The organism is Mycobacterium yunnanensis (assembly GCF_025823185.1).
Classification (GTDB): Bacteria; Actinomycetota; Actinomycetes; order Mycobacteriales; family Mycobacteriaceae; genus Mycobacterium; species Mycobacterium yunnanensis.
In genome coordinates this window covers 1,258,074-1,283,352 of sequence record NZ_JACKVK010000008.1, presented here as the reverse complement: position 1 = coordinate 1,283,352, position 25,279 = coordinate 1,258,074, and the positions used below count along the sequence as shown (strand labels likewise).

The window sequence follows — 25,279 nt, the reverse complement described above, 5'->3', positions numbered from 1 at the left end:
GCCTACCCCAGACCGAGCTCGCGCACCCGGGCGTTGTGGGTCTCCTGCAACCGGCCGAAGAACTCGGTCAACCGGCCAAGGCCCTCACCGCTGGTGACGACGAAGTCGACCAGTTCGTCGTGTTCGGCGAGCACGTACTGCGCCTGCGTGATGGCCTCGCCCAGAAGCCGCCGCGACCACAGCGCCAGCCGGTGGCGTTGCTTGTCGCTGGCGGTGACCGCGGCCTTGACCTCGGCCACGACGAACTGCGAGTGCCCGGTCTCCGAGAGCACCGCGCGCACCACGTCGGCGGCGTCGTCGGGGAGCGCGTCGGCGATCTCCAGGTAGAAGTCGGCGGCCAGCGCGTCGCCGATGTACGTCTTGACCAGCGCCTCGAGCCAGGTGCTCGGCGTGGTCAAGCGGTGGTAGTTCTCCAGGGCGGAGGCGTACTTGGTCATCGCGGGAACGATGTCGACGCCGCGCTTGGCCAGTGCCTCACGCAGCAGCTCGTAGTGGTTCATCTCGGCGGCCGCCATGCTGGCCATGTTGATCCGACCCGCCAGGTTGGGAGCCATCCGCGCCTCGTCGGTCAGGCGATAGAACGCGGCCACCTCGCCGTAGGCCAGGAGCGCGAACAGCTGGTCGACACCTGCATGCCTGGCCACCGTCGGGGCCACCGTCTGCTCGGGCGACGCCCCGGGCTGCGTCGGAGTCATGGGTCGACTCTAGACGGGCCCGGCACGCCGATCGGCGTCGCGACGGCACCGAATCACCGGCCAGCTATCATGGGGGGCGGAAGTGGCACATCTCGTACCCGCCGCTCCCAAGAAATGTGCGTGCACGTGTCGGTCCGCTTCCCCGGAAGCCGAGGCCCCCAACGTTCCTTCGTCGAACCCGTGTGCGCGTGTGGACGCCGCGAGATTGACAAACGAAAGGTTACGTCGGCAAACGCATGACTTCATTCACCACCACCCCCAACGGCCCCGAATCCGACCAGGACGTCGCGACCCCCGACATCGTCGTCGTCGTCGACGGTCCCGAGGCAGCCCCCAAGACCACGACGTTCGCCGAGCTCGGCGTCCGCGAGGAGATCGTCCGGGCGCTGGCCGAATCCGGCATCGAACACACCTTCGCCATCCAGGAACTGACCCTGCCGCTGGCACTGTCGGGCGACGACCTGATCGGTCAGGCCCGCACCGGCATGGGCAAGACCTTCGCCTTCGGCGTGCCGCTGCTGCACCGCATCGTCACCGACGAGTCCCGCCCGCTGACGGGAATCCCCCGCGCGCTCATCGTGGTGCCCACCCGTGAGCTGTGCATCCAGGTCTACGAGGACCTCGCCAACGCCGCCAAGTACCTGAGGGTCGGCGACCGCAAGATGTCCGTCACCGCCATCTACGGCGGCCGCCCCTACGAGTCGCAGATCGAGGCGCTGCAGAAGGGCGTCGACGTCGTCGTCGGCACGCCCGGCCGGTTGCTCGACCTCGCCCAGCAGGGGCACCTGCAGCTCGGGGGCCTGTCGGTGCTCGTGCTCGACGAGGCCGACGAGATGCTCGACCTCGGCTTCCTGCCCGACATCGAGCGGATCCTCAAGCAGACCCCCGACGACCGGCAGGCGATGCTGTTCTCGGCGACGATGCCCGACCCGATCATCACGCTCGCCCGCACGTTCATGAACCAGCCGACGCACATTCGCGCCGAGGCGCCGCATTCGGCAGCCACCCACGAGAACACCACGCAGCACGCCTACCGAGCGCACGCGCTGGACAAGGTCGAGATGGTCGCCCGCATTCTGCAGGCCGACGGCCGTGGCGCCACGATGATCTTCACCCGCACCAAGCGCACCGCGCAGAAGGTCGCCGACGAACTCGCCGAGCGCGGCTTCAAGGTCGGCGCCGTGCACGGCGACCTCGGCCAGGCGGCCCGCGAGAAGGCGCTGAAGGGTTTCCGCAACGGTGACGTCGACGTGCTCGTCGCCACCGACGTCGCGGCACGCGGCATCGACATCGACGACATCACCCACGTCATCAACTACCAGATCCCCGAGGACGAGCAGGCCTACGTGCACCGCATCGGGCGCACCGGCCGTGCGGGCAAGACGGGCATCGCGGTCACCCTCGTCGACTGGGACGAGCTGCCCCGCTGGACGATGATCGACAAGGCCCTCGGTCTCGACACCCCCGATCCCCTCGAGACGTACTCCAGCTCCGCGCACCTGTTCACCGACCTCGGCATCCCGGCCGACGCCACCGGCTCGATCGGCAAGGCGACGCGCTCCACCGAGCCGAGGGACCGGCCGCAGCGCGAGTCCCGGGACGGCGAGAAGCGCGTCAGCAGCGACCGACCGGCCCGCAACCGCGAGCGGACCCGGCAGCGCACCCGCGGTGCGGCGAAGTCGGAGGCCACGTCGGGCCAGGACACCGAGAGCACGGGCTCGGCACCCGAGGGCACCGAGACGGCCCCCGCTGGCGACTCCACCGGCCCGGCCAAGCGTCGGCGCAGGCGTCGTCGTCCCAGCACGTCCGCGCCGACCACCAGCTGACCGGGGCGCCCACGTCCCGATGGTTCCAGCCGTGAAGTTCCCCCGGTGGCGGGGTTCCCCACCACCGGAACGCCGCACCAGGGGCGATCTGCTGGCGGCCGCTGCGATCGTGGTGGTGCTCGCCGTCGCCGCCGGACTCGTCTGGTGGAGCAGTGACGCCAGGGCCACCCTCAGCGCACCGGCCGCCGAGCCGGTGCCCGCACTGAAGGCCGCCCGCGACGTCCCGAGGGCGCTGCGGGAGGTGTGGAGTGCCGCCAGCCCGAAGACTCGCCGCCCCGTGGTGGCCGGCGGTGCCGTCGTCACCGGGGACGGAAACGAGGTCGACGGTCGCGACCCGGCCACCGGGCGCGTGCTGTGGAGCTACGCCCGTGGTGTCCCGCTGTGCGGTGTCACCTACGTCTACAACGACGCCGTCGCGGTGTACCCCGACGACCGGGGTTGCGGGCAGGTGACCACCATCGACGGGCAAACCGGGCGCCGCCACTACTCCCGGACCGCCTATGCCGACCCCGACGTGACGCTGTCCTCGGACGGGTCGACCGTGCTGTCGGTCGGCGACACCCGGCTCGAACTGTGGCGATCGGACATGGTCCGGATGATCGGGTACGGCTACCTCGACGCACGGATCAAACCCGGCGTCCCGGCCCAGCCGCTGTGCGGCATGGTCTCGGCCGCGGCGAGCTCCAACGCGGTCTCGGTACTGCAGAAGTGTCCCGGGCAGGCCGACCTGAGGCTGACGCTGCTGGTCCCCGCCGACCAGGAGGACGAACCCACCACCAAGATCGTGCAGCTGCCGGGCGTCCCCGCAGACTCCGACGCACGGGTCATCGCCGTCTCCGACACCACCACGGCGGTCTACCTGTCCAAGCCGACGCCCGTCGTCAACGTCATCGACGACACGGGGACGACGATCGCGAGCACCGCCTTGCCGGGTCCCGCCTCACCGCAGGCCGTGGCCTCCCGGGCCGGCGACCTCATCACCTGGTGGACCGGCGATTCGGTCATGGTCTTCGATGCCAACGGATTGCGATACAAGTACACCGTCACCCCGGTCGCGCCGCAGGCACCGGTGGGTCCGGCCACCCTGATGGCGGGGCGGATGCTGGTCCCCGTCACCTCCGGATACGACGTGTTCGCCCCCGGGACCGGCGCCGGCGAGTCCCACATCCAGGTACCGCGGCCACCGAGTCAATTCGCCGTCGTCCCGAACGTCGCCGGCACGACCGTGCTCGAACAGCGTGGCGACACCCTGGTCGCCCTGGCCTGACTAGAGCTCCGGGGTGAACGTCGGCAGCGCCTTGCCGGACTTCCAGTGCTTGAGCAACGCCGCTGCGAGCTCACGATAGGCCAACGCGCCCTTGTTCTTTCGTCCCGCCAGCACCGACGCCCCCGAGGCACTTGCCTCGGCGAAGCGCACCGTTCTGGGGATCGGCGGGGCTAGCACCGGTAGCTGGTAGCGGTCGACGACGTCGAGGATCACGTCGCGGCTGTGCGTGGTCCGCGAGTCGTACAGCGTCGGCAGCGCCCCCAGCAGCACCAGGTCGGCGTTGGTGATCTGCTGCACGTCGTCGACCGTGCGCAGGAACTGTCCGACGCCGCGGTGCGCGAGCGTCTCGCACTGCAGCGGCACGATGACCTCGTCGGCGGCGGTCAGCCCGTTGAGGGTCAGGACGCCAAGGGACGGCGGGCAGTCGACGATGACGACGTCGAAGGGATCGGTACTCGACTCCAGTTTGGTCAGCGCCCGCTTCAGTGCGTACTCCCGGCCCGCCCGCATCAACAGCATCGCCTCGGCCCCCGCGAGGTCGATGTTGGCGGGCAACAGCGTCATGCCCTCCGGTGTCTCGAGCAGCGCGGTGTCGGGTTCGACGTCGCCGAGCAGCACCTCGTGGATCGACACCGCCAGCTTGTCCGGGTCGTGGCCCAGGGAGAACGTCAGCGAGCCCTGCGGATCCAGGTCGACGAGCAGCACCCGTCGGCCCTGTTCGGTTAGCGCCGCACCCAGCGACGCGACGGTGGTCGTCTTGGCGACGCCGCCCTTTTGGTTGGCGACCGCGAGCACCCGCGTCACGTGGTCACCGTTGCTTCGCTCGCCGGGGGCATGCGGTTCATACTGGCACGCGCAACCCGAGAAGGCGCGTGCGGCACAATCGCGGGTGTGAGTGTGTCCGGAGGGCAGCAGTCTGGAGGCGTCGAGCGGCATCGGCTGTTGTTGCTGCGGCACGGTGAGACCGAATGGTCCAAGAGCGGCAGACACACGGGGACCACGGACCTCGAACTGACCGACGAGGGACGCGAGCAGGCCACCCTGGCGCGCGAGGCGCTGGCCGACCTACGGCTGCGCGACCCGTTGGTGGTGAGCAGTCCGCGGCACCGCGCACTGGTCACCGCCGAGCTGGCCGGGTTGACCGTCGACGAGGTGACGCCGCTGCTGGCCGAGTGGAACTACGGCGACTACGAGGGCCTGACCACCGCCGAGATTCGCGAGACGACGCCGGACTGGACGGTGTGGAAGTACGGCTGCCCCGGCGGCGAGAGCACCGCGGCGGTCAGCGCCCGCGCCGACCGCGCCGTCGCGCTGGCGCTGTCGCACATGGAGACGCGCGACGTGGTCTTCGTCGGGCATGGGCATTTCTCGCGCGCCGTGATGACCCGGTGGATCGAACTGCCGATCGCCGAGGGCATCAGGGTGTCGATGGCGGCGGCGTCCATCGCGGTCTGCGGCTTCGAGCACGGTGTCCGGCAGATCGCCGCGCTCGGCCTGACCGGGCACCCCAACCCCTGTCTGCCCGCGTGACGGAACCGACCTTCGTCCTGGCCGAGCGCGACGGCGTGCTCGTGGCCGACGGTGTGACGGTCGCCTATCCCACGCTGGCCGACGCGCGATCGACCCTTGCCGCCGGTGACACCCGAATGGTGTTGGGAGCGTTGCCATTCGACGTCACCCAGCCGGCCGCACTGTCCGCCCCCGAGAACGTCCGCCGGAGCGCGACGCTGCCGGACTGGCCCACCCGTCCGATGCCCGCCGTCCGCATCACCGCAACGGAGCCCACTCCCGACGAACACCGGGCCCGCATCGCCACGGCGTTGGAGCAGCTTCGCAACCCCGACTCGCCGCTGCACAAGGTGGTGCTGGCGCGCGCGCTGCACCTGCTTGCCGACGCGCCACTGGACATCGCCACCCTGGTGCGTCGACTCGCCGAAGACACCTCTGCGACTGCGTACTTCGTCGACTTGAGTGCGGCGGGCGGTCGCCACGTCGGCACCGCGCTCATCGGTGCCAGCCCCGAGTTGCTGGTGGCCCGCCGCGGCGACGTCGTCAGTTGCCGGCCGTTCGCGGGATCGGCACCGCGCTCGGCAGATCCGACGACCGACCGGGCCAACGGCGCGGCCCTGGCCGACTCCGCCAAGGACCTCCACGAGCATCGGTTGGTCGTCGAGCAGATGCGCACGGCGTTGCAGCCGCTGTGCACCGACCTCGAGATCGCCCCCACCCCCGAGCTGAGCCGCACCTCGGCGGTGTGGCATCTGAACACACCGATCACCGGTCGGCTCCGCGAAAGGTCCGTCACCGCATTGGATCTCGCGGTGGCACTGCACCCCACCGCCGCCGTCGGCGGAGTACCCACCGCCGACGCCGTCCGCCTCATCTCCGACGTCGAGGGTGACCGCGGCTTCTACGCCGGCGCCGTCGGATGGTGCGACGGCCAGGGTGACGGCACCTGGGTGGTGTCGATCCGCTGCGCGGAGTTGTCGGCCGACCGGCTCAGCGCCCAGGCCAGGTCCGGCGGCGGAATCGTCGCCGAATCGGATCCGGATGACGAAGTGGCCGAGACGAATACGAAGTTCCGCACCATCCTCAGCGCGTTGGGAGTCAGCACATGACCGTGAACATCCGTCGAGCGCGACCCGGTGACGAGGCCGACCTCGTCGCCATGGTGCGCGAGCTGGCCGAGTTCGAGCACGCCGCCGAGGAGTGCACCGTGACCGAGACACAGTTGCGCGAGGCACTGTTCGGCGATCCGCCCACGGTCCAGGCACACGTCGCGGAGGTCGACGGCCAACCGGCCGCCATGGCGTTGTGGTTCTACAACTTCTCCACGTGGGACGGCGTCGCCGGCATCTACCTCGAGGATCTCTTCGTACGGCCCGCATTCCGGCGACACGGTCTGGCGCGCACCTTGCTCTCGACGCTGGCCCGTGAGTGCGTCGACAAAGGCTACTCCCGGCTGACGTGGGCGGTGCTGGACTGGAACTCCAACGCCATTGCCCTGTACGACGCCGTCGGCGGACGCCCGCAGAGCGAGTGGATCACCTACCGCGTCTCCGGTGAGGAGTTGTCGGCCTTGGCCGCCGGACCTCAGACCTCGCCGTCGGAACTCTGAGCCAACCACTGCACCGCCGAGGGGCTGAACAGCAGCACCAACGCGACGACGGCGACCACGGCCACCGGAATGCCGTAGGACCACTGCTGCGAGCCGACCGCGATGTACCACGCCACCGGTAGCAGCAGCAGCTGGGCGAACACCGCGATCCCACGGCCCCACCGCCGCCCGGTCCACAGCGCCCACGCCGCGGTGAGCACCGCGGCACCCATCACGACGTACCAGGCCGCGGTGCCGTAACCGCTGATCGACACCTCGTGGGCACCCTCGAGGGCACGGACGACGAACACCACCGCCACGACGACGAGTGCGACGCCCTCCAGCGCCACGATGGCGGCCGCCTGACGAATGGTGGAGGGCGAGGGCACGATCACATCGACGAGCGTAGAGCGCGTGGTGACGGCATGCCGATAGGGTTGAGCCCCGTGCGTGCCGTCCTGATCGTCAACCCCAACGCCACGTCGACGACTCCGGCGGGGCGTGATCTCCTCGCGCACGCGCTGGAGAGTCGCGTCAAGCTGACCGTCGCCCACACCAACCACCGCGGCCATGCGATCGAAATCGCAAGGGACGCAGCGCGAGACGGAACGGATGTGGTGATCGTCCACGGTGGCGACGGCACGGTCAACGAGGTGGTCAACGGCATCCTGGGCGATTGCGGGCAGACCCCGCCCAAACGCGGCCCGGCGATCTCGGTGGTGCCCGGCGGGTCGGCCAACGTGTTCGCCCGCGCCCTGGGCATCAGCCCCGATCCGGTCGAGGCGACCAACCAGCTCGTCGACCTACTCGGTGCCTATCGGCGCGGGGTGAAGTGGCGTCGCATCGGCCTGATGGACTGCGGCGACCGCTGGGGCGTCTTCACCGCGGGAATGGGGGTCGACGGCGACGTCGTGGCCGCGGTGGAGGCTCAGCGAGAGAAGGGGCGCAAGGTCACCGCGTCGCGCTACATCAAGGTGGCCACCCGCGAGGTGCTGGCCAGCGCCCGCCGGGAGCCGTCGATGACCCTGGAGCTCGCCGGCCGGGCTCCCGTGACCGGCGTGCACTTCGCGTTCGTGTCGAACTCGAGCCCGTGGACCTACGCCAACACCAGGCCGGTGTGGACCAACCCCGACACCAGTTTCGAGACCAATCTCGGCGTCTTCGCCACCACCAGCATGAACATCTGGGCCAACTTGGGGCTGGTGCGCCAGATGCTCTCGAAGAACCCGCGGCTGGATGCCAAGCATCTGGTGCGTGACGACGACGTGCCGTGGGTACGCGTGACGGCGGACACGCCGGTTGCCTGTCAGATCGACGGAGATTACGTCGGCCAGCGCGAAAGGATGACCTTCACGTCGGTCCGGGATGCACTTGGTGTGGTGGCGCCGCCACCGAAAAGGCCCTGACCTGCGAGCCCGCTGTGAACCCGCGCGATTTAGGGCGCAAGTAGGGCAAGTGTAGTACAAACGTGAGGGGGCTCCGACCAGTTGGTCCCCGGTAACGATGCCAGTGAGATTGCCCACGTGTGAACGCGCCTCTATTGACATCTGTTGAGCCTGTGGAAGCATCGTTTGCAACAGTGCAGAAACATTTGTGTGCACGCGTTAACAGCCGAAGAAAAGTTCGTGCGCCTTGCTGCGCACAGGAATAGGAGTTATAGCTATGGATTGGCGGCACAAGGCGGTCTGTCGTGACGAGGATCCGGAACTGTTCTTCCCCGTGGGAAACAGTGGCCCGGCCCTCGCCCAGATCGCTGACGCGAAGATCGTCTGCAACCGCTGCCCGGTGACGACGGAGTGCCTGAGCTGGGCATTGGAGTCCGGCCAGGACGCAGGCGTCTGGGGCGGCATGAGCGAGGACGAGCGTCGCGCGCTCAAGCGCCGCAACGCTCGGACGAAGGCTCGCACGGGCGTATAGCTCGCACCTTCCTCACCTTTACGGCCCCGGCTCTCGCCGGGGCCGTAAATTTTTGCCCGCCCGACATCCCGTCGGATTGCCAAGAATGTAAAGAATGCGTTACTGAGCGGAGCGTCCCCGCCGACCGACGGGCACCCGCAGGACCACGTCCGTTCCGCCCGTCGGCACCGCGTGCATGCCCAACGACCCGTCCAGCTCGGCGGCCACCAACGTTCGCACGATCTGCAGCCCCAGACTGTCCGACTTCTCCAGGCTGAACCCCTCCGGAAGACCTCGGCCGTCGTCGTGGACGACGACGTCGAGCCAGCGGGCCGACCGCTCTGCCCGGATCGTCACGCTCCCGTTCTCCGAGGTCGAGTCGTAGGCGTGTTCTATCGCGTTCTGGACGAGCTCGGTGATGACCATGACCAGCGCGGTGGCGCGGTCGGCGTCGAGGACGCCCAGATCGCCCACGCGGTTGATGCGAACGGGCCTGCCCACCGAGGCGACGTCGTTCATGATCGGGACGATGCGGTCGACCACCTCGTCGAGGTTGACCTCCTCGTCGACCGACATCGACAGCGCGTCGTGCACCAGGGCAATCGACGACACCCGTCGTACCGACTCGATGAGCGCATCCCTGCCCTCGGCGTTGTTGGTGCGCCGGGCCTGCAGCCGCAGCAGCGCGGCGACGGTCTGCAAATTGTTCTTCACGCGATGGTGGATCTCGCGGATCGTCGCGTCCTTGGACAGCAGGGCCCGGTCGCGGCGCTTGACCTCGGTCACGTCACGGATCAGGACGGCCGCGCCGGCCGCCGCGCCGTGGACCACCATCGGAATGGTGCGAAGCAGCACCGCCGCTCCCCCGGCGTCGACCTCCATGCGCATGCTGGATCCGCCCGAGAGGGAGTCACGGACGTGGTTGGCCAGTTCCTGGGCCTCGAACGGGTCGGAGATCAACGGTCGGGTGATGGTGACGAGGTTGTGTCCCTCGAGCTCGGCGTTGAGCCCCATGCGGTGATACGCCGAGATGGCGTTCGGGCTGGCGAAGCTCACCTCGCCGACCTCGTCGAGCCGGATGAATCCGTCACCCACCCGGGGGCTCGACCGCGACATCGCGATGTCGCCCACGTTGGGGAAGGTGCCCTCGGAGAGCATGTGCAGGATGTCTGCGGCGCAGTCGAGGTAGGCACGCTCGAGCGGGCTGACCTTGCGCTGATCGGCGAGGGCCGTCTGATGGGTGAGGACGGCCACCACGTGATCGCCGTGGCGCACGGGAACGGCCTCGACGTTGAGCCATCGACCCTCCGACGAACCGAGGAGGTCCGCCTCTGGCTCGCGCCCGATCGCCCCTGAGGCGAATGCGGCGACTACGACCGGCATGTCCGCAGCGGTGTTCACGGTGCCCACCGCGTCGGCCAGAAGCACCGTGGGCGCCGTGTTGGGGCGAACCTGCGCCACGCACACCAGCGAACCGTCGTCGTGGCGTACCCACATCAAATAGTCGGCGAAGGACAGATCTGCCAGCATCTGCCACTCGCCCACCACGGCGTGCAAATGGTCGACGGCGTTGCCGGGCAGCATCGTGTGCTCGGCGAGAAGATCACCGAGGGTCGACACGGACCTGGCCTCTCGGTGTGGTTGACCTAGCTGATGACGGCGATGAGATCGCCGGCCTGGATGACGTCGCCGACGGCGACGTTGACCGCGGTCACCGTGCCGGACGCCTCGGCGAGCACCGGAATCTCCATCTTCATGGATTCCAAGAGGACGACCGTGTCGCCCTCGTTGATGTCGTCGCCTTCGCTGACCACGACCTCGAGCACACTGGCCACGATCTCGGCGCGAACGTCCTCGGCCATCTTCACCCACTCGTCTCTAGAGCCGCCCCTGCGGTGTCTATCGAACCACACGCCCGGGATTGGAATGCAGTGGTGCGAGCGTGAGACACTGACGGGCAAGCAATTGACCCATTGGAGGACCACCATGGCCAAGCGTGGCCGTAAGAAGCGCGATCGCAAGCACACCCAGGCCAATCACGGCAAGCGCCCGAACTGCGGTTCGAAGGCAGTGAAGTAACTGCTGCCTAGCTGCTGATGATGGTGGTGCGGCTGATCTCGACTCGCAGCCGCGCCCGCAGTGAATCCGGCGCCTTGTCGCCACTGCACCTGGTGGCGATGAGGCGCTTCACGCGTTCCTCGATGCCGTATTGGCGCAGGCAGGTCGGGCATTCTTCGAGGTGGTGACGCAGTTTGTCACGCGTCTCGGTGGTGCATTCACCGTCGAGCAGCGTCCATACCTCCGCGATCACCGACGCACACTCGGGATGGGCGGGGTCGACCGGACCCACCGGCGGGCGGAACGTGTGCTCCTCGGGTCGTGAAAATTCGTCGTTCACGAAGACACCTCCTCGGGCTCGATCTGGCCTCGGATGAAGCCGCGATCCCTCGCGACGTCGGCCAGCAGTTCACGAAGTTGCTTGCGTCCACGGTGCAACCGGGACATCACCGTGCCGATGGGCGTGTCCATGATCTCGGCGATCTCCTTGTAGGGGAACCCCTCGACGTCTGCGTAGTACACCGCCATCCGGAACTCCTCGGGCAGCGCCTGCAGCGCGGCCTTGATCTCGGTGTCCGGCAGCGCCTCCATCGCCTCGACCTCGGCCGATCGCAGACCAGTTGACGTGTGCTGGGCGTTCGCCGCCAGCTGCCAGTCGGTGATTTCGTCGGTCGGGTACTCCGCGGGCTGCCGTTGCTTCTTGCGGTAGCTGTTGATGTAGGTGTTGGTGAGGATGCGGTACAGCCACGCCTTGAGGTTCGTCCCGGCACGGAACGACCGGAAACCGGCGTAGGCCTTGACCATCGTCTCCTGCAGGAGATCCTCGGCGTCGGCTGGATTGCGGGTCATGCGCAGCGCGCCGCCGTACAACTGGTCCAGCAGCGGTATCGCATCGCGCTCGAAACGTGCCGTGAGCTCGGCGTCCGTCTCGATCAACGGTTCTTCGGCCGCGGCGGGTGCCGCTCCGTCGAGATCGGTCATCTGGATCGACACCGTCCCTTCTGTCGCGGCACCGAACGAAACCGGGTCGTAGACCGGCCGTTCCAGGCAAAGCGTTGGCACCGAGGTGTCTCCTTCCTTCCGATCCTAGTGGCTCGTACTGACGGAGTCGCCCCCACGGCGCCCATCGATGCAGAACAACAGCATGGATAGCCACGAATGTTCCCCTCGAATCCCCACTATGGTGAGGCCGTGGCCCGTGCAGCGACCCCGGCGATCGCCGCCCTCGTCGCGGCGAACGTCGACCACGAGGTCCTGAGCTACCACCACGATCCGCGCAACGACGCCTTCGGGGACGAGGCGGTGGCGGCGCTCGCCGCCGCCGGCGTCGAGGTGTCCCCAGAGCAGGTGTTCAAGACGTTGGTCATCGCGCTGCCGTCGAGTCTGGCCGTCGCGGTGCTTCCCGTTCCATACAAGCTGTCGCTCAAGGCCGCTGCCGCCGCGCTGGGCGCGCCTCGGGCCGATCTCGCCGATCGCGCCGCCGCCGAACGGTCGACCGGGTACGTCGTCGGCGGCATCTCACCGCTGGGCCAGCGCCGGACGCTGCCGACGGTCGTGGACGACTCGGCGTACGCCTGGGACCGCGTGCTGTGCAGTGCGGGCAAGCGCGGGTTGCAGGTGGCCCTCGCCCCCGCGGATCTGGTGCGACTCACCAAGGCGGTGACCGTCGACGTGCTCGCGCCGTGACGGTTCTAGGGTGATGCCATGTCGCTCTCGGGAAAGACCATGTTCATCTCCGGCGCCAGCCGTGGCATCGGGCTCGCGATCGCCAAGCGCGCGGCCGCCGACGGCGCCAACGTCGCCTTGGTCGCCAAGACCGCAGAACCCCACCCGAAACTCGAGGGCACCATCTTCACCGCCGCCAAGGAGATCGAGGAGGCCGGCGGGCACGCGCTGCCGATCCTCGGCGACGTCCGCGACGGCGAGTCGGTCGAATCGGCCGTGGCACAAGCCGTTTCGCAATTTGGCGGCATCGACCTCTGCGTGAACAACGCCTCGGCGATCAACCTCGGGTCGATCACCGAGGTGCCGCTCAAACGCTTCGACCTCATGAACGGCATCAACGTCCGGGGTACCTATGCGGTGTCGCAGGCGTGCATCCCGCACATGGTGGGCCGCGACAATCCGCACATCCTCACGCTGTCGCCGCCGATCCTGCTGGAATCGAAGTGGCTCAAGCCGACGGCCTACATGATGGCCAAGTACGGCATGACGTTGTGCGCGCTCGGGATCGCCGAGGAACTGCGGGGCGACGGCATCGCCTCCAACACGTTGTGGCCACGGACACTGGTCGCCACCGCCGCGGTGAAGAACCTCCTCGGCGGCGAGGAGGCGATGAGCCGGGCCCGCAAACCCGAGGTCTACGCCGACGCGGCCTACGTCATCTTCAACAAGCCGGCCCGCGAGTACACCGGCAACTCCGTGCTGTGCGAGGACGTCCTGGTGGAGTCCGGCGTCACCGACCTGTCGGTCTACGACTGCGTGCCCGGTTCCGAACTGGGCGTCGACCTGTGGGTCGAGACACCCAACCCGCCGGGCTACGGCTCCTGATGTGGGCCGGCGGCCGCTACGAGTCGGTGGCCGAGCGCATCGCCGTCGTCGCCGGTGAGACCGTCGAGGCCGCTGGACGCCGCCGCGCGCTCGACGGGGCACGCCTCGTCGACCTGGCCTGCGGCACGGGCAACGCCGCGTTGGCGGCTGCAGGTCGCGGCGCGCTGGTCACCGGCGTCGACGTGACCCCCGAACTGGTCGACATCGCCCGACGCGCGGCGACCGATGCCGGCCACCACGTCACCTGGGTGGTCGCCGACGCCTCGGCGACCGGGTTGCCCGACGCGTCGTTCGACGTCGCGGTCTCCAACATGGGCGTCATCTTCGTCGAGCCGCAGCAGCAGGTCGCCGAGATCGCCCGCCTGCTCGAACCAGGTGGCGTGCTGGCGTTCTCGTCGTGGGTGCGCTCCGGGGACAACCCGATGTTCGATCCGATCGTCACGGTGCTCGGACCGCCACCGAATCGGGGGTTCACCCCCGACCAGTGGGGTGAGCGCGCCGTCGCCACCGAGCGGCTCGACGCGACGTTCGCCGACGTCGAGATCGACGACGGGACGCTCGCGTGGACGTTCGACTCGAAGGACGACGCCCTGCACTTCATGCGGTACGAGTCGCCCATGCACGTCGACCTGTTCACCCGCGTCGACGGGAGCGTCGGCGACAGACTGCAGGCCGCCTTCGACGACGCCCTTTCGGCCCACGTCACCGACGGAGGCGGGGTCCGCTTCGAGGCGCCCTACGCGGTGATCACCGCCGTCCGCCGCTGAGCAGGGTTCCGTTCTTACGGCGCCTGGTAGAGGATTCCGCGCCCAATCGCCTCGCGCACCACGGGCATGGCCGCCTCGGCGAGCGCGTCGGCGTCGACCCCGTGGTGGGCGGCCAGCAGCTCGACGAGACTGCCCAACGGCACCTCTCCCCGACACCCGGCGAGCAACGCACGCGACACCTCGTCGACGCCCAGCACCGCGCCGGGGCCACCGGGGCGACGCACGGCGGCACCGACCACCTGCCAGCCGTCGGGCCCCGGCAGCGACTGCTCCTCCAGCACCACCGGAGCGGTGGACAACTTGGCAGCCAGCAGCACGGCGTCATCGGTGTCGTAGAGGTATTGCCGCCGCGCGAAGAAGGCCTCCACCTCGGGCCCGGTGAGGCCCTCGTCGGCTTCGGTGATCTCCTCCAGGATCTGCTCCGGTGGGCGATGCTCCCCACGGCGCGGCGCCCGCACCATGATCATCCCCATGCCGACGCCGGCCACCCCCTCGTCGGCGAACCAGTCCAGCCACGACCCGCCCCGCCGAGCGGCGTCCTCGGGCCGCTCGCCCGCGTCCGACGTCCACAGCGACACGTAGCTGATCGGATCGGCGAACTCTCGCTGCACCACCCACGCGTGCAGGCCCGTGCCCGCCAGCCAGCCTCGAACCCGCTCGCGCCAGTCTTGCCCGTCGCGCACCATCCAATTGGCCATGATCTGCGCGGTGCCACCGGGTTCGAGATGGTCGCCCACCTCTTCGATCAGCTTCTGCGACAACGCATCTCCGGCCATTCCGGAGTCGCGGTAGAGGTAGTCCAGCGCACCGGTGCCCACGACGAACGGCGGGTTGGACACGATGAGGTCGAAGCGCTCACCCGCCACGGGCTCGAAGAGGCTTCCAGCCCGCAGGTCCCATCGCATGCCGTTGAGCCGCGCGGTCGCCGCGGCGAGCGCCAGCGCCCGTTCGTTGGTGTCGGTGGCGACGATCTGCTCGCAGTGCCCCGACAGGTGCAGAGCCTGGATGCCACTTCCGGTGCCGACGTCCAAGGCGCGCCCGACCGGCGAGCGCACCACCGCGTGAGCCAGCGTGACGGAAGCCCCGCCGATGCCGAGGACGTGGTCGTGGTGCACGGGCCCGGGATGCATCGCGGCGTCCTGATCGGAGACCACCAGGAAGTCGCGCACGCCGTCGCCGTGCGGGCGGATGTCCAGCGCCGCCCGCAGCGACCCGTCGTCGAGTCGTACGACGACACCGTTGTCGATCAGGGCGTCGACGCCGACCGTCGGCATGGCGACCGCGACGCGTTCCGGTGACTCCCCGGCGCCCAGCAGGAAGAGCCGCACCAGAATCGCGAGGCGTTCGTCATCGGCGCCAGCCCGGTCGGTGACGCGCAACGCCGACCACCACAGCCCACGGCTGAAGGCCGCGTTGGCGTCGGCGCCGAGCAGGTTGGTGACACCGTCGGTGGAGTAGTCCGCGCTGCGCAGATCGGCGGCCAGCGCGTCGACGACGCTGGTCGCGTGAAGCGGATGGTTCACAACAGGGTTCCCTGCTCGGCGCGCGGCTCGGCAGGTTCGATCAGCTCTGGCCCGTTGTTGCGAATGCTGTTGACCAGCCGCGACACCTCCCGTACCGCGATGCGGTCGAGATCACCGTGACCGCGCAACAGGCCGTCGTCCATCGGAGCGTCGGGATCCAGCCACCGGTCCCAGTCGCATTCGCTGATGCTCAACGGCATGCGGTCGTGAATCTCGGCCAGCGGACCCGCGGACTCGGTGGTGATGATGGTGCACGTCAGCAGCGGCGCGGCGTCCTTGGCGGGTCGCCACGTCGACCACAGGCCGCCCATGAACAGCGGCTCACCGTCGGCGCCGTGCATGAAGAACGGCGTCTTCGCACCCTTCTTGCCGTCCGCCGTCTCCGCGCCAGGGCGCCATTCGTACCAGCCGTCCATCGGAATCAGGCACCGCTTGGTCTTGGCCGCGGCACGGAACGCCGCCGAGGTGGTGACCGTCTCGGCGCGCGCATTGATGAGCAGCGGCCCCTTGGTCTCGGGGCTGCCGTCGGCCTTGGCCTTCACCCACGGTGGGAGCAACCCCCACCGCATCGAGCGCAGGCGTCGGGTCGACTCGTCGTCGGGTTCGGTGTGCCGTTTGACCACCGAGCTGATCGTCGTCGTCGGTGCGACGTTGAAGTTCGGCTGCGGCGGATCCGTGGATTCGGTGGCCGCGATGGTCTCGTCGATCGCCTTGATCTTCTCGGCCAGCAGCGCCGGATCGGTCGTCACCGCGAATCGCCCACACATACGTCCCATGGTGGCAGAAGCAGCCGACAAGGCAGGATGGACGGCATGACGGAGAACGCAGGCGCGTGGCAGGCACCGTCGGTGACGATGCCGATCCATGCAACCGTCGAGGTCCCGGGCTCCAAGTCGCAGACCAACCGCGCGTTGATCCTCGCCGCGTTGGCGAGCCCCCAGGGCACCTCGACCATCGGCGGGGCGCTGCGCAGCCGTGACACCGACCTGATGATCGGCGCACTACGGACCCTGGGACTGACGCTCGACGGGGCGGGCACCGACCTGCGCGTGAGCGGGTCCATCTCCCCCGTCGCCGACGCCACCGTCGACTGCGGACTCGCCGGCACCGTCCTGCGGTTCGTGCCGCCGGTCGCGGCGCTCGGCGGCGAAGTCGTCACCTTCGACGGCGACGAGCAAGCACGGAAGCGCCCGATCGCTCCCCTGCTCGACGGCCTGCGTGGCCTCGGCGTCCGTCTCGAGGGCGACGCCATGCCGTTCCGGGTCCGCGGCGAGGGCTCCGTGGCCGGGGGCACCGTGCACATCGACGCTTCGGCGTCGTCGCAATTCGTGTCCGGCCTGCTGCTGTCGGGAGCGACGTTCCGCGACGGGCTGACCGTCGTGCACACCGGCGAGTCGGTGCCGTCGGCCCCGCACGTGGCGATGACGGTGACGATGCTGCGCCAGGCGGGCGTGTCGGTGAACGACTCGACGCCCAACCGCTGGGCGGTCGCACCGGGTCCCGTCGCCGCCCGGCACTGGGACGTCGAACCCGATCTGTCGAATGCGGTGCCGTTCCTGGCCGCCGCCGCCGTAACCGCAGGTACGGTCCGCATCATCGGCTGGCCCCAGGTCAGCGTCCAACCCTCGTCGAGCATCCTCGAGCTGCTGGGCAAGACGGGATCGTCGGTCCTGCACGGAGATTCGCACCTGGAGGTCAAGGGCTCCGTCGACGGCTACCCCGGGTTCGACGTCGACCTGCACGACGTCGGCGAACTCGCCCCGGCGTTCGCGGCCCTGGCGAGCCTGGCCGAAGTCGGCTCGGTGTCGCACCTCACCGGGATCGCCCACCTGCGCGGTCACGAGACCGACCGACTGGCGGCCCTGACCGCCGAGATCAACGGCCTCGGCGGCCGGTGTGAGGAAACCGAGGACGGCCTGACCATCACCGCCGCGCCGATGCACGGCGGCGTGTGGCACTCCTACGCCGATCACCGAATGGCGACCGCCGGCGCCGTCGTCGGCTTGAGGGTGCCGGGCGTCGAGGTCGAGGACATCGCCACCACCGCCAAGACGCTGCCCGACTTTCCCGGGATGTGGGCCGACATGCTGGCCGGACAGGTACTCGAAACCCGTTGAGAGCGCGGCACTCTTGAACGAGAACGACTGGGACGAATCCGACGTCCGGATCCGCCCCGGCCGTGGGTCGCGGCCGCGGACCAAGACCCGGCCCGAACACCTCGACGCGCGCGCGGCGATGGTCGTCACCGTCGACCGGGGCCGGTGGGGGTGCGCGCTGGGCGGGGATCCCAACCACGTCGTCACCGCGATGCGGGCCCGGGAGCTCGGCCGCACGCCGATCGTGGTGGGTGACGAGGTCGACGTCGTCGGCGACCTGTCGGGGCAAGCCGACACCCTGGCCCGGATCGTCCGGCGCGGGGAACGGCGAACTGTGTTGCGCCGCACCGCAGACGACACCGACCCGACCGAACGCGTGCTGGTCGCCAACGCCGACCAGCTTTTGATGGTGGTCGCCCTGGCCGACCCGCCGCCGCGCACCGGGTTCGTCGAGCGGTCGTTGATCGCCGCCTACGTCGGCGGGCTCGAACCCATCCTCTGCTTGACCAAGACCGACCTGGCCCCAGCCGAGCCGTTCGCGGCGCAATTCGCCGGACTGGACCTGACCGTCGTGACCGCGGGCCGCGACGACGACCTCGCCGTGGTCGACGATCTCCTGGTCGGCAAGTTGACCGTGCTGGTGGGTCACTCCGGCGTCGGCAAGTCCACGATGGTCAACCGGCTGGTGCCCGAGGCCCGTCGAGCGGTCGGGGTGGTCTCCGGCGTCGGCAAGGGCAGGCACACCTCGACCCAGTCGGTGGCGTTGCCCCTGCAGGATGAGGGGTGGGTCGTCGACACCCCCGGCATTCGGTCCTTCGGGCTGGCCCACATCGCTCCTGCCGACGTGATGCTGGCCTTTTCCGACCTCGCCGAGGCCATCGAGAGGTGTCCGCGCGGCTGTGGCCACATGGGACCGCCGGCGGACCCGGACTGCGCGCTCGACGAGCTGACCGGGCACGCCGCCGACCGCGTCGCGGCCACGCGGCGACTGCTGGCCGCGATGGCCGCCGACTAACTGCCCCGCCCGAGAGGAGACGGACATGACTACGGTCCCCGAGATCACCCTCGGCGGCGACGTGCGGATACCCCAGCTCGGATTCGGCGTCTACAAGGTCGCCCCCGAGGAGACCGCCGCCGCGGTGCGGACGGCCCTCGACGTCGGCTACCGCCATCTCGACACCGCGGCGATGTACCACAACGAGCACGGTGTTGGCCAGGGCATCCGCGACGCGGGCGTCGACCGTCGCGACGTCTTCGTCACCAGCAAGCTGGACAACGGATTCCACGAACCCGACGCTGCGCGAAGGGCTTTCGAGGACACCCTCACGGCGATCGGGTCGGACTACGTCGACCTCTTCTTGATTCACTGGCCACTGCCGACGCGTTACGGCGGGGACTTCGTCTCCACCTGGCGGACCCTCGAAGAGTTCGCCGCCGACGGCCGAGCCCGCAGCATCGGCGTGTCGAACTTTCAGATCCCGCATTTGGAGCGCCTTGCCGCCGAGACCGACACCGTGCCCGCCGTCAACCAGGTCGAGGCTCACCCCTACTTCACCAACGCCGCGGTCCGGGACTACTGCAAGCGGCACGGGATCGCATTCGAAGCCTGGTCGCCGCTGGCGCGCGGCACGCTCCTCGACGACCCGGTGATTCGACGGGTGGCCACGTCGACCGGCAGGTCGCCAGCCCAGGTGGTCCTTCGCTGGCATCTCCAACGAGGAGACATCGTGTTTCCGAAGTCGGTGTCCCCGATCCGCATCGCGCAGAACTTCGCGGTGTTCGACTTCGACCTGAGCGACGAGCAGGTCGCCGCCGTCGACCTGTTGGACCGTGGCCCCGCCGGTCGGGTGGGTTCCAACCCCGACACCTTCGACGTCATCTCCAGGTGAGACGGACTCCGAGCCCGGTTTGCGTGCCGGTCGAAACGGGCACGCACACAGGGGCAAATCGCCAAAGGAGGCCTAGTACATGACCAACGTACCGACGATCGAACTCAGCACCGGCGCGCACATTCCGCAGCTCGGATTCGGCGTGTTTCAGATAGATCCGGACGAGACCGCAGGTGCGGTGAAGACCGCTCTGGACATCGGCTACCGGCACATCGACACCGCCGAGATGTACCAGAACGAGGCCGGTGTCGGCCAGGGCGTCCGCGATTCGGGACTCGACCGCGCAGACGTCTTCGTCACCAGCAAGCTCAACAACGGATTTCACGAACCCGACGCCGCCCGCAAGGCGTTCGACGAGACCCTGAGCAAACTCGGCTTCGACTACGTCGACCTCTTCCTGATCCACTGGCCGCTGCCGACGCTCTACAACGGCGACTTCATGTCGACGTGGCGGGTGCTCGAGGAGTTCCGGCGCGACGGCCGGGCCCGCAGCATCGGGGTGTCGAACTTCCAGACGCATCACCTCGAGCGCTTGGCCAATGAGACCGACACGGTCCCCGCGGTCAACCAGATCGAGGTCCACCCGTACTTCACCAACGAAGAGGTCCGGGCCTATTGCGCCGAACACGACATCGCCGTGGAAGCCTGGTCCCCCATCGCTCAGGGCAAGGTGCTCGACGATTCCGTCGTGACGAGGATTGCCGAGGCGGCGGGCAAGACCCCGGCGCAGGTCGTGCTGCGCTGGCACATCCAGCGTGGTGACATCGTCTTCCCGAAGTCGGTGACGCCCAAGCGGATTGAAGAGAACTTCGAGATCTTCGACTTCGAACTCAGCGATCACGACGTCGACGAATTGACCGGTCTCGACAAGGGTGAGGAAGGGCGTACCGGACCCAACCCGGACACGTTCGACTACATCCCCGACTAAGCCGCGACACGAAAAACGGCGGGGAGATTGCGCATCGCAATCTCCCCGCCGTTTTCGTCGATCCTAGGCGTCGACCTTGGCGCGGCGTCTCGCTCGCACCGCGGCGATCGCCGACTTCAGCCCGCGACGCTCGCTGGGCTCGAGCTCGGCGAACATCCGCTCGCTGCGGGTCTCGGGCGCGTCGTCAGCGGTGTCGCGCAGGAACTTGTCCGGCAGCGACAACTTGGCGATGGTGCGCCACGTCTTTCCGTACTGCACCGCGAAATTGCCCGTCGTGTACGGCAAGTCGTACTTCTCGCAGATCTGCCGGACGCGGACGCTGATTTCGTGCAACCGGTTGCTGGGCAGGTCCGGGTACAGGTGATGCTCGATCTGGTGGCACAGGTTGCCGCTCATGAATCGCAGCGTGGGCCCTGCCTCGAAGTTCGCGCTGCCCAACATCTGTCGCAGGTACCACTGACCGCGGCTCTCGCCCACCATGTCGGTCTTGGTGAACTTCTCCGCGCCGTCGGGGAAGTGGCCGCAGAAGATGACGGCGTTGGCCCAGACGTTGCGGATGACGTTGGCCACCGCATTGGCCTTCAGGGTCGACGTGTAGGTCGCGCCAGGCGAAAGGGACGTCAGCGCCGGGTAGGCGACGTAGTCCTTGATCAGCTGGTGGCCGGCCTTGACGCCAAACTCCTTGACCCGCTTCAGCGTTGCCGCACGGTCGTCGCGGCCCTTGGAGATCTTGCCGAGTTCTAGGTGCTGCAGTCCGACGCCCCATTCGAACCCGATGGCCAACAACGTGTTGAACAACAGGTTGCCGTAGAGGTTGAACGGGGTCCACTTGGCGTCGCGGGTGACGCGGATGACGCCGTAGCCGACGTCGTCGTCCATCCCGAGGATGTTCGTGTACTTGTGGTGCATGAAGTTGTGGGTGAAGCGCCAGTGCTTGGACGCCCCGCTCATGTCCCACTCCCACGTCGAGGAGTGAATTTCGGGATCGTTCATCCAATCCCATTGGCCGTGCATGACGTTGTGGCCGATCTCCATGTTCTCGATGATCTTGGCCACGCCGAGAGTCGCGGTGCCCGCCCACCACGCCGAGCGCCGTGAGCTGGCGGCCAGCATGACGCGGCCGGCCACCTCGAGGGCGCGCTGCGCCGCAATGGTGCGGCGGATGTAGCGAGAGTCGCGTTCCCCGCGGGAGTCTTCGATGTCCTGTCGGATCGCGTCGAGTTCGTTGCCGAGATTCTCGATGTCCGCTTCGGTCAGGTGCGTGAATGCCGGTACGTCGGTTACTGCCATCGTTCAGCCTCCTGTCAACTGCCTACGTTAGCGTAACCTACGATTCCGTAGGTTACTAGCCAGTAAAGGTCACACGTCCAGGACACAATCGCCAGACGCTGCGGAAACGCAGGTCTGCACGCGACTACCCGGTTCGTGCTCGACACCCGTGCGCAGGTCCCTGACGTGACCGTCGACCAGTCCGACGACACACGATTGGCAGATGCCCATCCGGCACCCGAACGGCATCCGGATGCCCGCGTCCTCCCCCGCGTCCATCAGCGAGGTGGCGGCGTCGACGTCGACGGTCTTGCCGCTGCGCTCGAAGGTGACCGTGCCACCCGTCCCCCGCGTCGGCGCACGGGTTGCGGCGAACCTCTCCAGGTGCAGGCGGTCCTGAATGCGCTCCGAGGACCACAGTCGGTGCGCGTCGTCGAGCATGCTCTCGGGACCACACGCCCACGTGTCCCGGTCGCGCCAGTCCGGTACGACCTCGGAGAGCTGGGCGAGGTCCAGCCTGCCCTGCGTGCGGGTCGGACGCACGATCAGCCGATACCCGTCGTGAGCGTCGTGCAGGCGGGCCAGTTCGGCGGCGAACATCACGTCGGACTCGGTGGGGGCCGAGTGCACGTGCACCACGTGACCCGTGCCGCCGATTCCGTTGCGCCTCGCGAGGGTCCGCAGCATCGACATCACCGGCGTGATCCCCGATCCGGCGGTGAGGAACAACACCGACGCAGGCGCCGGGTCCGGTATGACGAAGTTGCCCTGCGGTGCGGCCAGCCGCACGATCGTGCCGGGCGTGACACCGTCCACCAGATGCGCGGACAGGAATCCCTCGGGCATCGCCTTGACCGTGATGGTGATCAGACGGTCACGGGTGACCGGTGTCGAGGTCAGCGAGTAGGACCGCCACCGCCACCGGCCGTTCATCAACACCCCGATGCCGACGTACTGCCCGGGTTGATAGTCGAAGTGAAAACCCCAGCCCGGCTTGATGACCAGGGTTGCCGAGTCGACCGTCTCGCGCCGCACCTCGACCACCCGGCCGCGCAGCTCGCGCGCCGACCACAGCGGGTTGGCCAGCTTGAGGTAGTCGTCGGGCAGCAGCGGCGTGGTGATGCGCCCGACTACCGATCGCAGGGCCTGCAACCCGGGATGCTTGTTGGCGCCCTTGAGATTTGGGCGGATGGTGTCGGCCACGTTAGCAGCGATCTTGATCTCGTTCTTGGCCATGACGGCTCCTGCTCAGCTATCCCCGAATGTCCGCGAATCGGCTCTCGGCCGGCAACCTACGGTACCGTAACTTCCGGCGTGGCAGCCAGGCCTCACAGCAGCTCGAGCAGAAACGGGAGCTCCTGGGTGGCATACCAGGCGAGGTCGTGGTCCTGGGCGTCGCCGACGGTCAACTCCGCGTCCTCGTCACCGAAGTCCGCCAGGTCGACCACGGCCATCGCCGCCTTCACCGCGGGCTCGGCCGCGGCGTTGTCGATGTAGGCCGCGACGACGTCGCCGACTGCCACCGGCCCCGCCAGCCGGACGACCGCGTCGTCGAGGTCCGGCCGAATCGTCGCGCCCTCGACGTCGGCGACCAGTACCGCCCGCCGCAACGGCAACCCCTCGGTGTCGTCTCCCGGGTCGCCTCCGGACGCTTCCTCGGCCGCCAACAACCGCAGCGACGCCAGCGCCGCCTCCCGCAACGCCACCTCGGCGAGTTCGTCATCGTCACCCTCGGCGTAGGACTCCCGCAGCGTCGGGGTCACGGCGAACGCCGTCCCGCTCAAGGCGTGCATCGACTGATCGGCGACGAGCCGCTGGAGCATGGCCAGGGTCGCCGGTATGTAGACACGCACCAAGGCAGACTAGCGGCCCGTCTATTGCGCTGCCTCCAGCAGTTCGTCGAGGGACTCCCGCAGCAGCGTGGGCAGCATGTCGACGTCGCTCATCGCGTCGCGGTCGGCGTTGACGCCGAAGTAGAGCATGCCGTTGTAGGAGGTCACCCCGATGGCGAGGACCTGCTTGTTCAGTAGCGGCGGCACCGAGTAGGTCTCCAGCAGCTTGGTGCCCGCCAGGTACATCTGCTTCTGCGCGCCGGGCACGTTGGTGATCAGCAGGTTGAACTGACGAGCAGAGAAGCTGGTGGCGACCCGAGTTCCCATGGCGTGCAACGTCGGTGGCGCGAAGCCGGACAGCGTGACGATGGTCCGCGCGTCGACCAGGCTCGCCGCGGTGGAGTGCGACTCGGTGGCGTGGGCGATCTGGGACAACCTGACCACCGCGTTGCCTTCACCGGTGGGCAGGTCGACCAGGAACGGCGACACCTCGCGGATCGCCTGCCCCGGGCCCTCCGCGTCCAACTCTGCCTCCGGGTACACCGACATGGGCACCATCGCCCGAATCGTCGACGTCGTCGTCACCGGCTCGCCGCGCGACAGCAGCCAGTTGCGCAACGCCCCGGCCACCACCGCGAGGACGACGTCGTTGACGTCGCAGTCGTAGCGGGCACGCAGCTTGCGGTAGTCGTCGAGTTGATGGCTAGCCACCGTGAACCGACGGTTGCGCGACACGGTGGTGTTGAGGGGACTGCTCGGCGCGGTGCCGCGGGCGAGCGTGCGGGCGACGACGGCGAATCTGCGGCCCGCCTCGGCCAGCGCGCCCGTGCTGGTGACGGTTTCCAGGACCGCCGACCGCATCGCCTCCAACTGGGTGCCCGGCCGGGCGACGAACTCGCCGACGGCGCCGAGCGCCAACCGGGCGTCGCTCGGTTCGCGCGCCGGGATCCAGATGTCCTCGCCGAATTCCGGTGCCTTCTGCGTGCGGTCGGCGATGACGTGGCCGATCTCCAGCGCCGTCATTCCGTTCACCAGGGCCTGATGCGACTTGGTGTAGATCGCGAGGCGGTTCTTGGTCAGCCCCTCGACGAGGTACATCTCCCAGAGCGGCCGCGACTTGTCCAACGGGCGGGAACCCAGTCGCGCGACCAGATCGTGCAGCTGCGCGTCGCTCCCCGGGGACGGCAGCGCCGACCGGCGGATGTGATAGGTGATGTCGAAGTCGCCGTCGTCGATCCACACCGGGCGGGCCAGCCCACCGACGACCTCGCGCACCTTCTGCCGGTACCGGGGGATCTGCGGCAGGCGCCGCTCGACCGTCTCGAGAAGAGTCTCGTAGCTCAGCCCGTTGCGGGGCTTTCGCAGGATCGACAGCGATCCCACGTACATGGGTGTCGAGGTGTTCTCGAGGTGGTAGAAGGACGCGTCGGCGGCCGACAACCTCGTCACCATCGCCGCCCACTTCCACTCGTCACGCGCCCGACCCCGTCACGCTATCCGGCCCAGCCCATCCGCCGCATGACGGGTGCGTTCGGGTGTCCCCGGGCCATGGGATCATGAATCGTCTGCGCCTCTCCAGCAGATGT

The 25,279-nt window shown here is 68.5% G+C and carries 28 protein-coding genes; 15 read left to right on the top strand and 13 right to left on the bottom strand.

The annotated features are described in order from the left end of the window. Window positions 1-2 precede the first annotated feature (2 nt). Window positions 3-695, bottom strand: a complete 693-nt coding sequence (locus H7K45_RS16130) for a ferritin-like fold-containing protein (RefSeq protein WP_263996796.1) — start codon at window positions 693-695, stop codon at window positions 3-5. A 236-nt stretch (window positions 696-931) separates the two neighbouring features. Here H7K45_RS16130 and H7K45_RS16125 point away from each other — a divergent pair, with 236 nt between their 5' ends. Continuing rightward, complete coding sequence (locus H7K45_RS16125; RefSeq protein WP_263996795.1) at window positions 932-2,521, top strand: DEAD/DEAH box helicase; 1,590 nt, start codon at window positions 932-934, stop codon at window positions 2,519-2,521. Between the two features lie 31 nt (window positions 2,522-2,552). Beyond that, complete coding sequence (locus H7K45_RS16120; RefSeq protein WP_263996794.1) at window positions 2,553-3,788, top strand: Rv3212 family protein; 1,236 nt, start codon at window positions 2,553-2,555, stop codon at window positions 3,786-3,788. On the opposite strand, the gene H7K45_RS16115 is transcribed toward H7K45_RS16120, so the two are convergent. After that, window positions 3,789-4,592, bottom strand: coding sequence for a ParA family protein (locus tag H7K45_RS16115; protein WP_263996792.1), 804 nt, complete (start codon window positions 4,590-4,592; stop codon window positions 3,789-3,791). Between the two features lie 87 nt (window positions 4,593-4,679). Between H7K45_RS16115 and H7K45_RS16110 the strand changes: the two genes are divergently transcribed. The 3 genes from H7K45_RS16110 to H7K45_RS16100 are packed head-to-tail and all read left to right on the top strand — an operon-like array spanning window position 4,680 to window position 6,906. Beyond that, a complete protein-coding gene (locus H7K45_RS16110) occupies window positions 4,680-5,318 on the top strand; it encodes an acid phosphatase (RefSeq protein ID WP_263996791.1) in 639 nt (212 codons plus the stop codon). Continuing rightward, a complete protein-coding gene (locus H7K45_RS16105) occupies window positions 5,315-6,406 on the top strand; it encodes an isochorismate synthase (protein ID WP_263996790.1) in 1,092 nt (363 codons plus the stop codon). Before H7K45_RS16110 ends, H7K45_RS16105 begins: the two co-directional genes overlap by 4 nt. Then, a complete protein-coding gene (locus H7K45_RS16100) occupies window positions 6,403-6,906 on the top strand; it encodes a GNAT family N-acetyltransferase (protein ID WP_263996789.1) in 504 nt (167 codons plus the stop codon). Before H7K45_RS16105 ends, H7K45_RS16100 begins: the two co-directional genes overlap by 4 nt. Here the strand turns inward: H7K45_RS16100 and H7K45_RS16095 are convergent. Then, window positions 6,882-7,280 carry a hypothetical protein gene (locus tag H7K45_RS16095; protein WP_263996788.1) on the bottom strand — a complete coding sequence of 133 codons (399 nt, stop codon included), beginning with the start codon at window positions 7,278-7,280 and terminating at the stop codon, window positions 6,882-6,884. The two genes, H7K45_RS16100 and H7K45_RS16095, sit on opposite strands and share 25 nt — an antisense overlap. 51 nt (window positions 7,281-7,331) lie before the next feature. Here H7K45_RS16095 and H7K45_RS16090 point away from each other — a divergent pair, with 51 nt between their 5' ends. Together H7K45_RS16090 and whiB1 are read left to right on the top strand one after the other, a co-directional pair. Then, entirely contained in the window at window positions 7,332-8,291 is a 960-nt protein-coding gene (locus H7K45_RS16090; RefSeq protein WP_263996787.1) for a diacylglycerol/lipid kinase family protein, read from the top strand. Window positions 8,292-8,547: 256 nt separating this feature from the next. Continuing rightward, window positions 8,548-8,802 (top strand): transcriptional regulator WhiB1, encoded by a 255-nt coding sequence (whiB1, locus tag H7K45_RS16085; protein WP_079923542.1) that lies wholly within the window; start codon window positions 8,548-8,550, stop codon window positions 8,800-8,802. Window positions 8,803-8,901: 99 nt separating this feature from the next. Here the strand turns inward: whiB1 and H7K45_RS16080 are convergent, their stop codons facing one another. Together H7K45_RS16080 and H7K45_RS16075 are read right to left on the bottom strand one after the other, a co-directional pair. Then, window positions 8,902-10,401: a sensor histidine kinase gene (locus tag H7K45_RS16080; RefSeq protein WP_263996786.1), complete on the bottom strand. Its 1,500-nt coding sequence runs from the start codon at window positions 10,399-10,401 to the stop codon at window positions 8,902-8,904. Window positions 10,402-10,427: 26 nt separating this feature from the next. Next, on the bottom strand, window positions 10,428-10,643 hold the full coding sequence (locus H7K45_RS16075; protein ID WP_263997041.1) for a biotin/lipoyl-binding carrier protein: 216 nt from the start codon (window positions 10,641-10,643) through the stop codon (window positions 10,428-10,430). A gap of 124 nt (window positions 10,644-10,767) precedes the next feature. On the opposite strand from H7K45_RS16075, the gene H7K45_RS31695 reads away from it, so the two are divergent. Continuing rightward, on the top strand, window positions 10,768-10,860 hold the full coding sequence (locus H7K45_RS31695; protein ID WP_369299094.1) for a 50S ribosomal protein bL37: 93 nt from the start codon (window positions 10,768-10,770) through the stop codon (window positions 10,858-10,860). A 7-nt stretch (window positions 10,861-10,867) separates the two neighbouring features. Here H7K45_RS31695 and rsrA read toward each other — a convergent pair whose 3' ends face one another. Together rsrA and H7K45_RS16065 are read right to left on the bottom strand one after the other, a co-directional pair. Next, complete coding sequence (gene rsrA / locus H7K45_RS16070) at window positions 10,868-11,179, bottom strand: mycothiol system anti-sigma-R factor (RefSeq protein WP_263996785.1); 312 nt, start codon at window positions 11,177-11,179, stop codon at window positions 10,868-10,870. After that, entirely contained in the window at window positions 11,176-11,820 is a 645-nt protein-coding gene (locus tag H7K45_RS16065) for a sigma-70 family RNA polymerase sigma factor (protein ID WP_263996784.1), read from the bottom strand. Before H7K45_RS16065 ends, rsrA begins: the two co-directional genes overlap by 4 nt. Before the next feature lie 210 nt (window positions 11,821-12,030). On the opposite strand from H7K45_RS16065, the gene H7K45_RS16060 reads away from it, so the two are divergent. The 3 genes from H7K45_RS16060 to H7K45_RS16050 are packed head-to-tail and all read left to right on the top strand — an operon-like array spanning window position 12,031 to window position 14,156. Then, window positions 12,031-12,525, top strand: coding sequence for a YbaK/EbsC family protein (locus H7K45_RS16060; RefSeq protein WP_263996782.1), 495 nt, complete (start codon window positions 12,031-12,033; stop codon window positions 12,523-12,525). Between the two features lie 18 nt (window positions 12,526-12,543). Beyond that, window positions 12,544-13,389, top strand: a complete 846-nt coding sequence (locus H7K45_RS16055) for an SDR family oxidoreductase (protein WP_263996780.1) — start codon at window positions 12,544-12,546, stop codon at window positions 13,387-13,389. Next, a complete protein-coding gene (locus tag H7K45_RS16050) occupies window positions 13,389-14,156 on the top strand; it encodes a class I SAM-dependent methyltransferase (RefSeq protein WP_263997040.1) in 768 nt (255 codons plus the stop codon). The genes H7K45_RS16055 and H7K45_RS16050 overlap by 1 nt, the downstream gene beginning before the upstream one ends. Window positions 14,157-14,170: 14 nt before the next feature. Here the strand turns inward: H7K45_RS16050 and H7K45_RS16045 are convergent, their stop codons facing one another. Then, window positions 14,171-15,679, bottom strand: coding sequence for a DUF7782 domain-containing protein (locus H7K45_RS16045; protein ID WP_263996779.1), 1,509 nt, complete (start codon window positions 15,677-15,679; stop codon window positions 14,171-14,173). Further along, on the bottom strand, window positions 15,676-16,446 hold the full coding sequence (locus H7K45_RS16040) for an SOS response-associated peptidase (protein ID WP_263996777.1): 771 nt from the start codon (window positions 16,444-16,446) through the stop codon (window positions 15,676-15,678). The genes H7K45_RS16045 and H7K45_RS16040 overlap by 4 nt, the downstream gene beginning before the upstream one ends. A 36-nt stretch (window positions 16,447-16,482) precedes the next feature. Between H7K45_RS16040 and aroA the strand changes: the two genes are divergently transcribed. From aroA to H7K45_RS16020, 4 genes are all read left to right on the top strand, one after another. Continuing rightward, on the top strand, window positions 16,483-17,796 hold the full coding sequence (aroA, locus tag H7K45_RS16035; RefSeq protein WP_263996776.1) for a 3-phosphoshikimate 1-carboxyvinyltransferase: 1,314 nt from the start codon (window positions 16,483-16,485) through the stop codon (window positions 17,794-17,796). A 13-nt stretch (window positions 17,797-17,809) separates the two neighbouring features. After that, entirely contained in the window at window positions 17,810-18,790 is a 981-nt protein-coding gene (gene rsgA, locus H7K45_RS16030) for a ribosome small subunit-dependent GTPase A (RefSeq protein WP_263996775.1), read from the top strand. A gap of 25 nt (window positions 18,791-18,815) precedes the next feature. Continuing rightward, a complete protein-coding gene (locus tag H7K45_RS16025; RefSeq protein ID WP_263996773.1) occupies window positions 18,816-19,664 on the top strand; it encodes an aldo/keto reductase in 849 nt (282 codons plus the stop codon). A 79-nt stretch (window positions 19,665-19,743) separates the two neighbouring features. Further along, window positions 19,744-20,592 carry an aldo/keto reductase gene (locus H7K45_RS16020; RefSeq protein ID WP_263996772.1) on the top strand — a complete coding sequence of 283 codons (849 nt, stop codon included), beginning with the start codon at window positions 19,744-19,746 and terminating at the stop codon, window positions 20,590-20,592. Window positions 20,593-20,655: 63 nt separating this feature from the next. Here H7K45_RS16020 and H7K45_RS16015 read toward each other — a convergent pair whose 3' ends face one another. From H7K45_RS16015 to H7K45_RS16000, 4 genes are all read right to left on the bottom strand, one after another. Then, window positions 20,656-21,882, bottom strand: coding sequence for a fatty acid desaturase family protein (locus H7K45_RS16015; RefSeq protein ID WP_263996771.1), 1,227 nt, complete (start codon window positions 21,880-21,882; stop codon window positions 20,656-20,658). Window positions 21,883-21,951: 69 nt separating this feature from the next. Next, complete coding sequence (locus H7K45_RS16010; protein ID WP_263996770.1) at window positions 21,952-23,097, bottom strand: ferredoxin reductase; 1,146 nt, start codon at window positions 23,095-23,097, stop codon at window positions 21,952-21,954. A gap of 92 nt (window positions 23,098-23,189) precedes the next feature. Then, a complete protein-coding gene (locus H7K45_RS16005; protein WP_263996769.1) occupies window positions 23,190-23,717 on the bottom strand; it encodes a DUF6912 family protein in 528 nt (175 codons plus the stop codon). A gap of 18 nt (window positions 23,718-23,735) precedes the next feature. After that, window positions 23,736-25,145, bottom strand: a complete 1,410-nt coding sequence (locus tag H7K45_RS16000) for a WS/DGAT/MGAT family O-acyltransferase (protein ID WP_263996768.1) — start codon at window positions 25,143-25,145, stop codon at window positions 23,736-23,738. Window positions 25,146-25,279 lie beyond the last annotated feature (134 nt).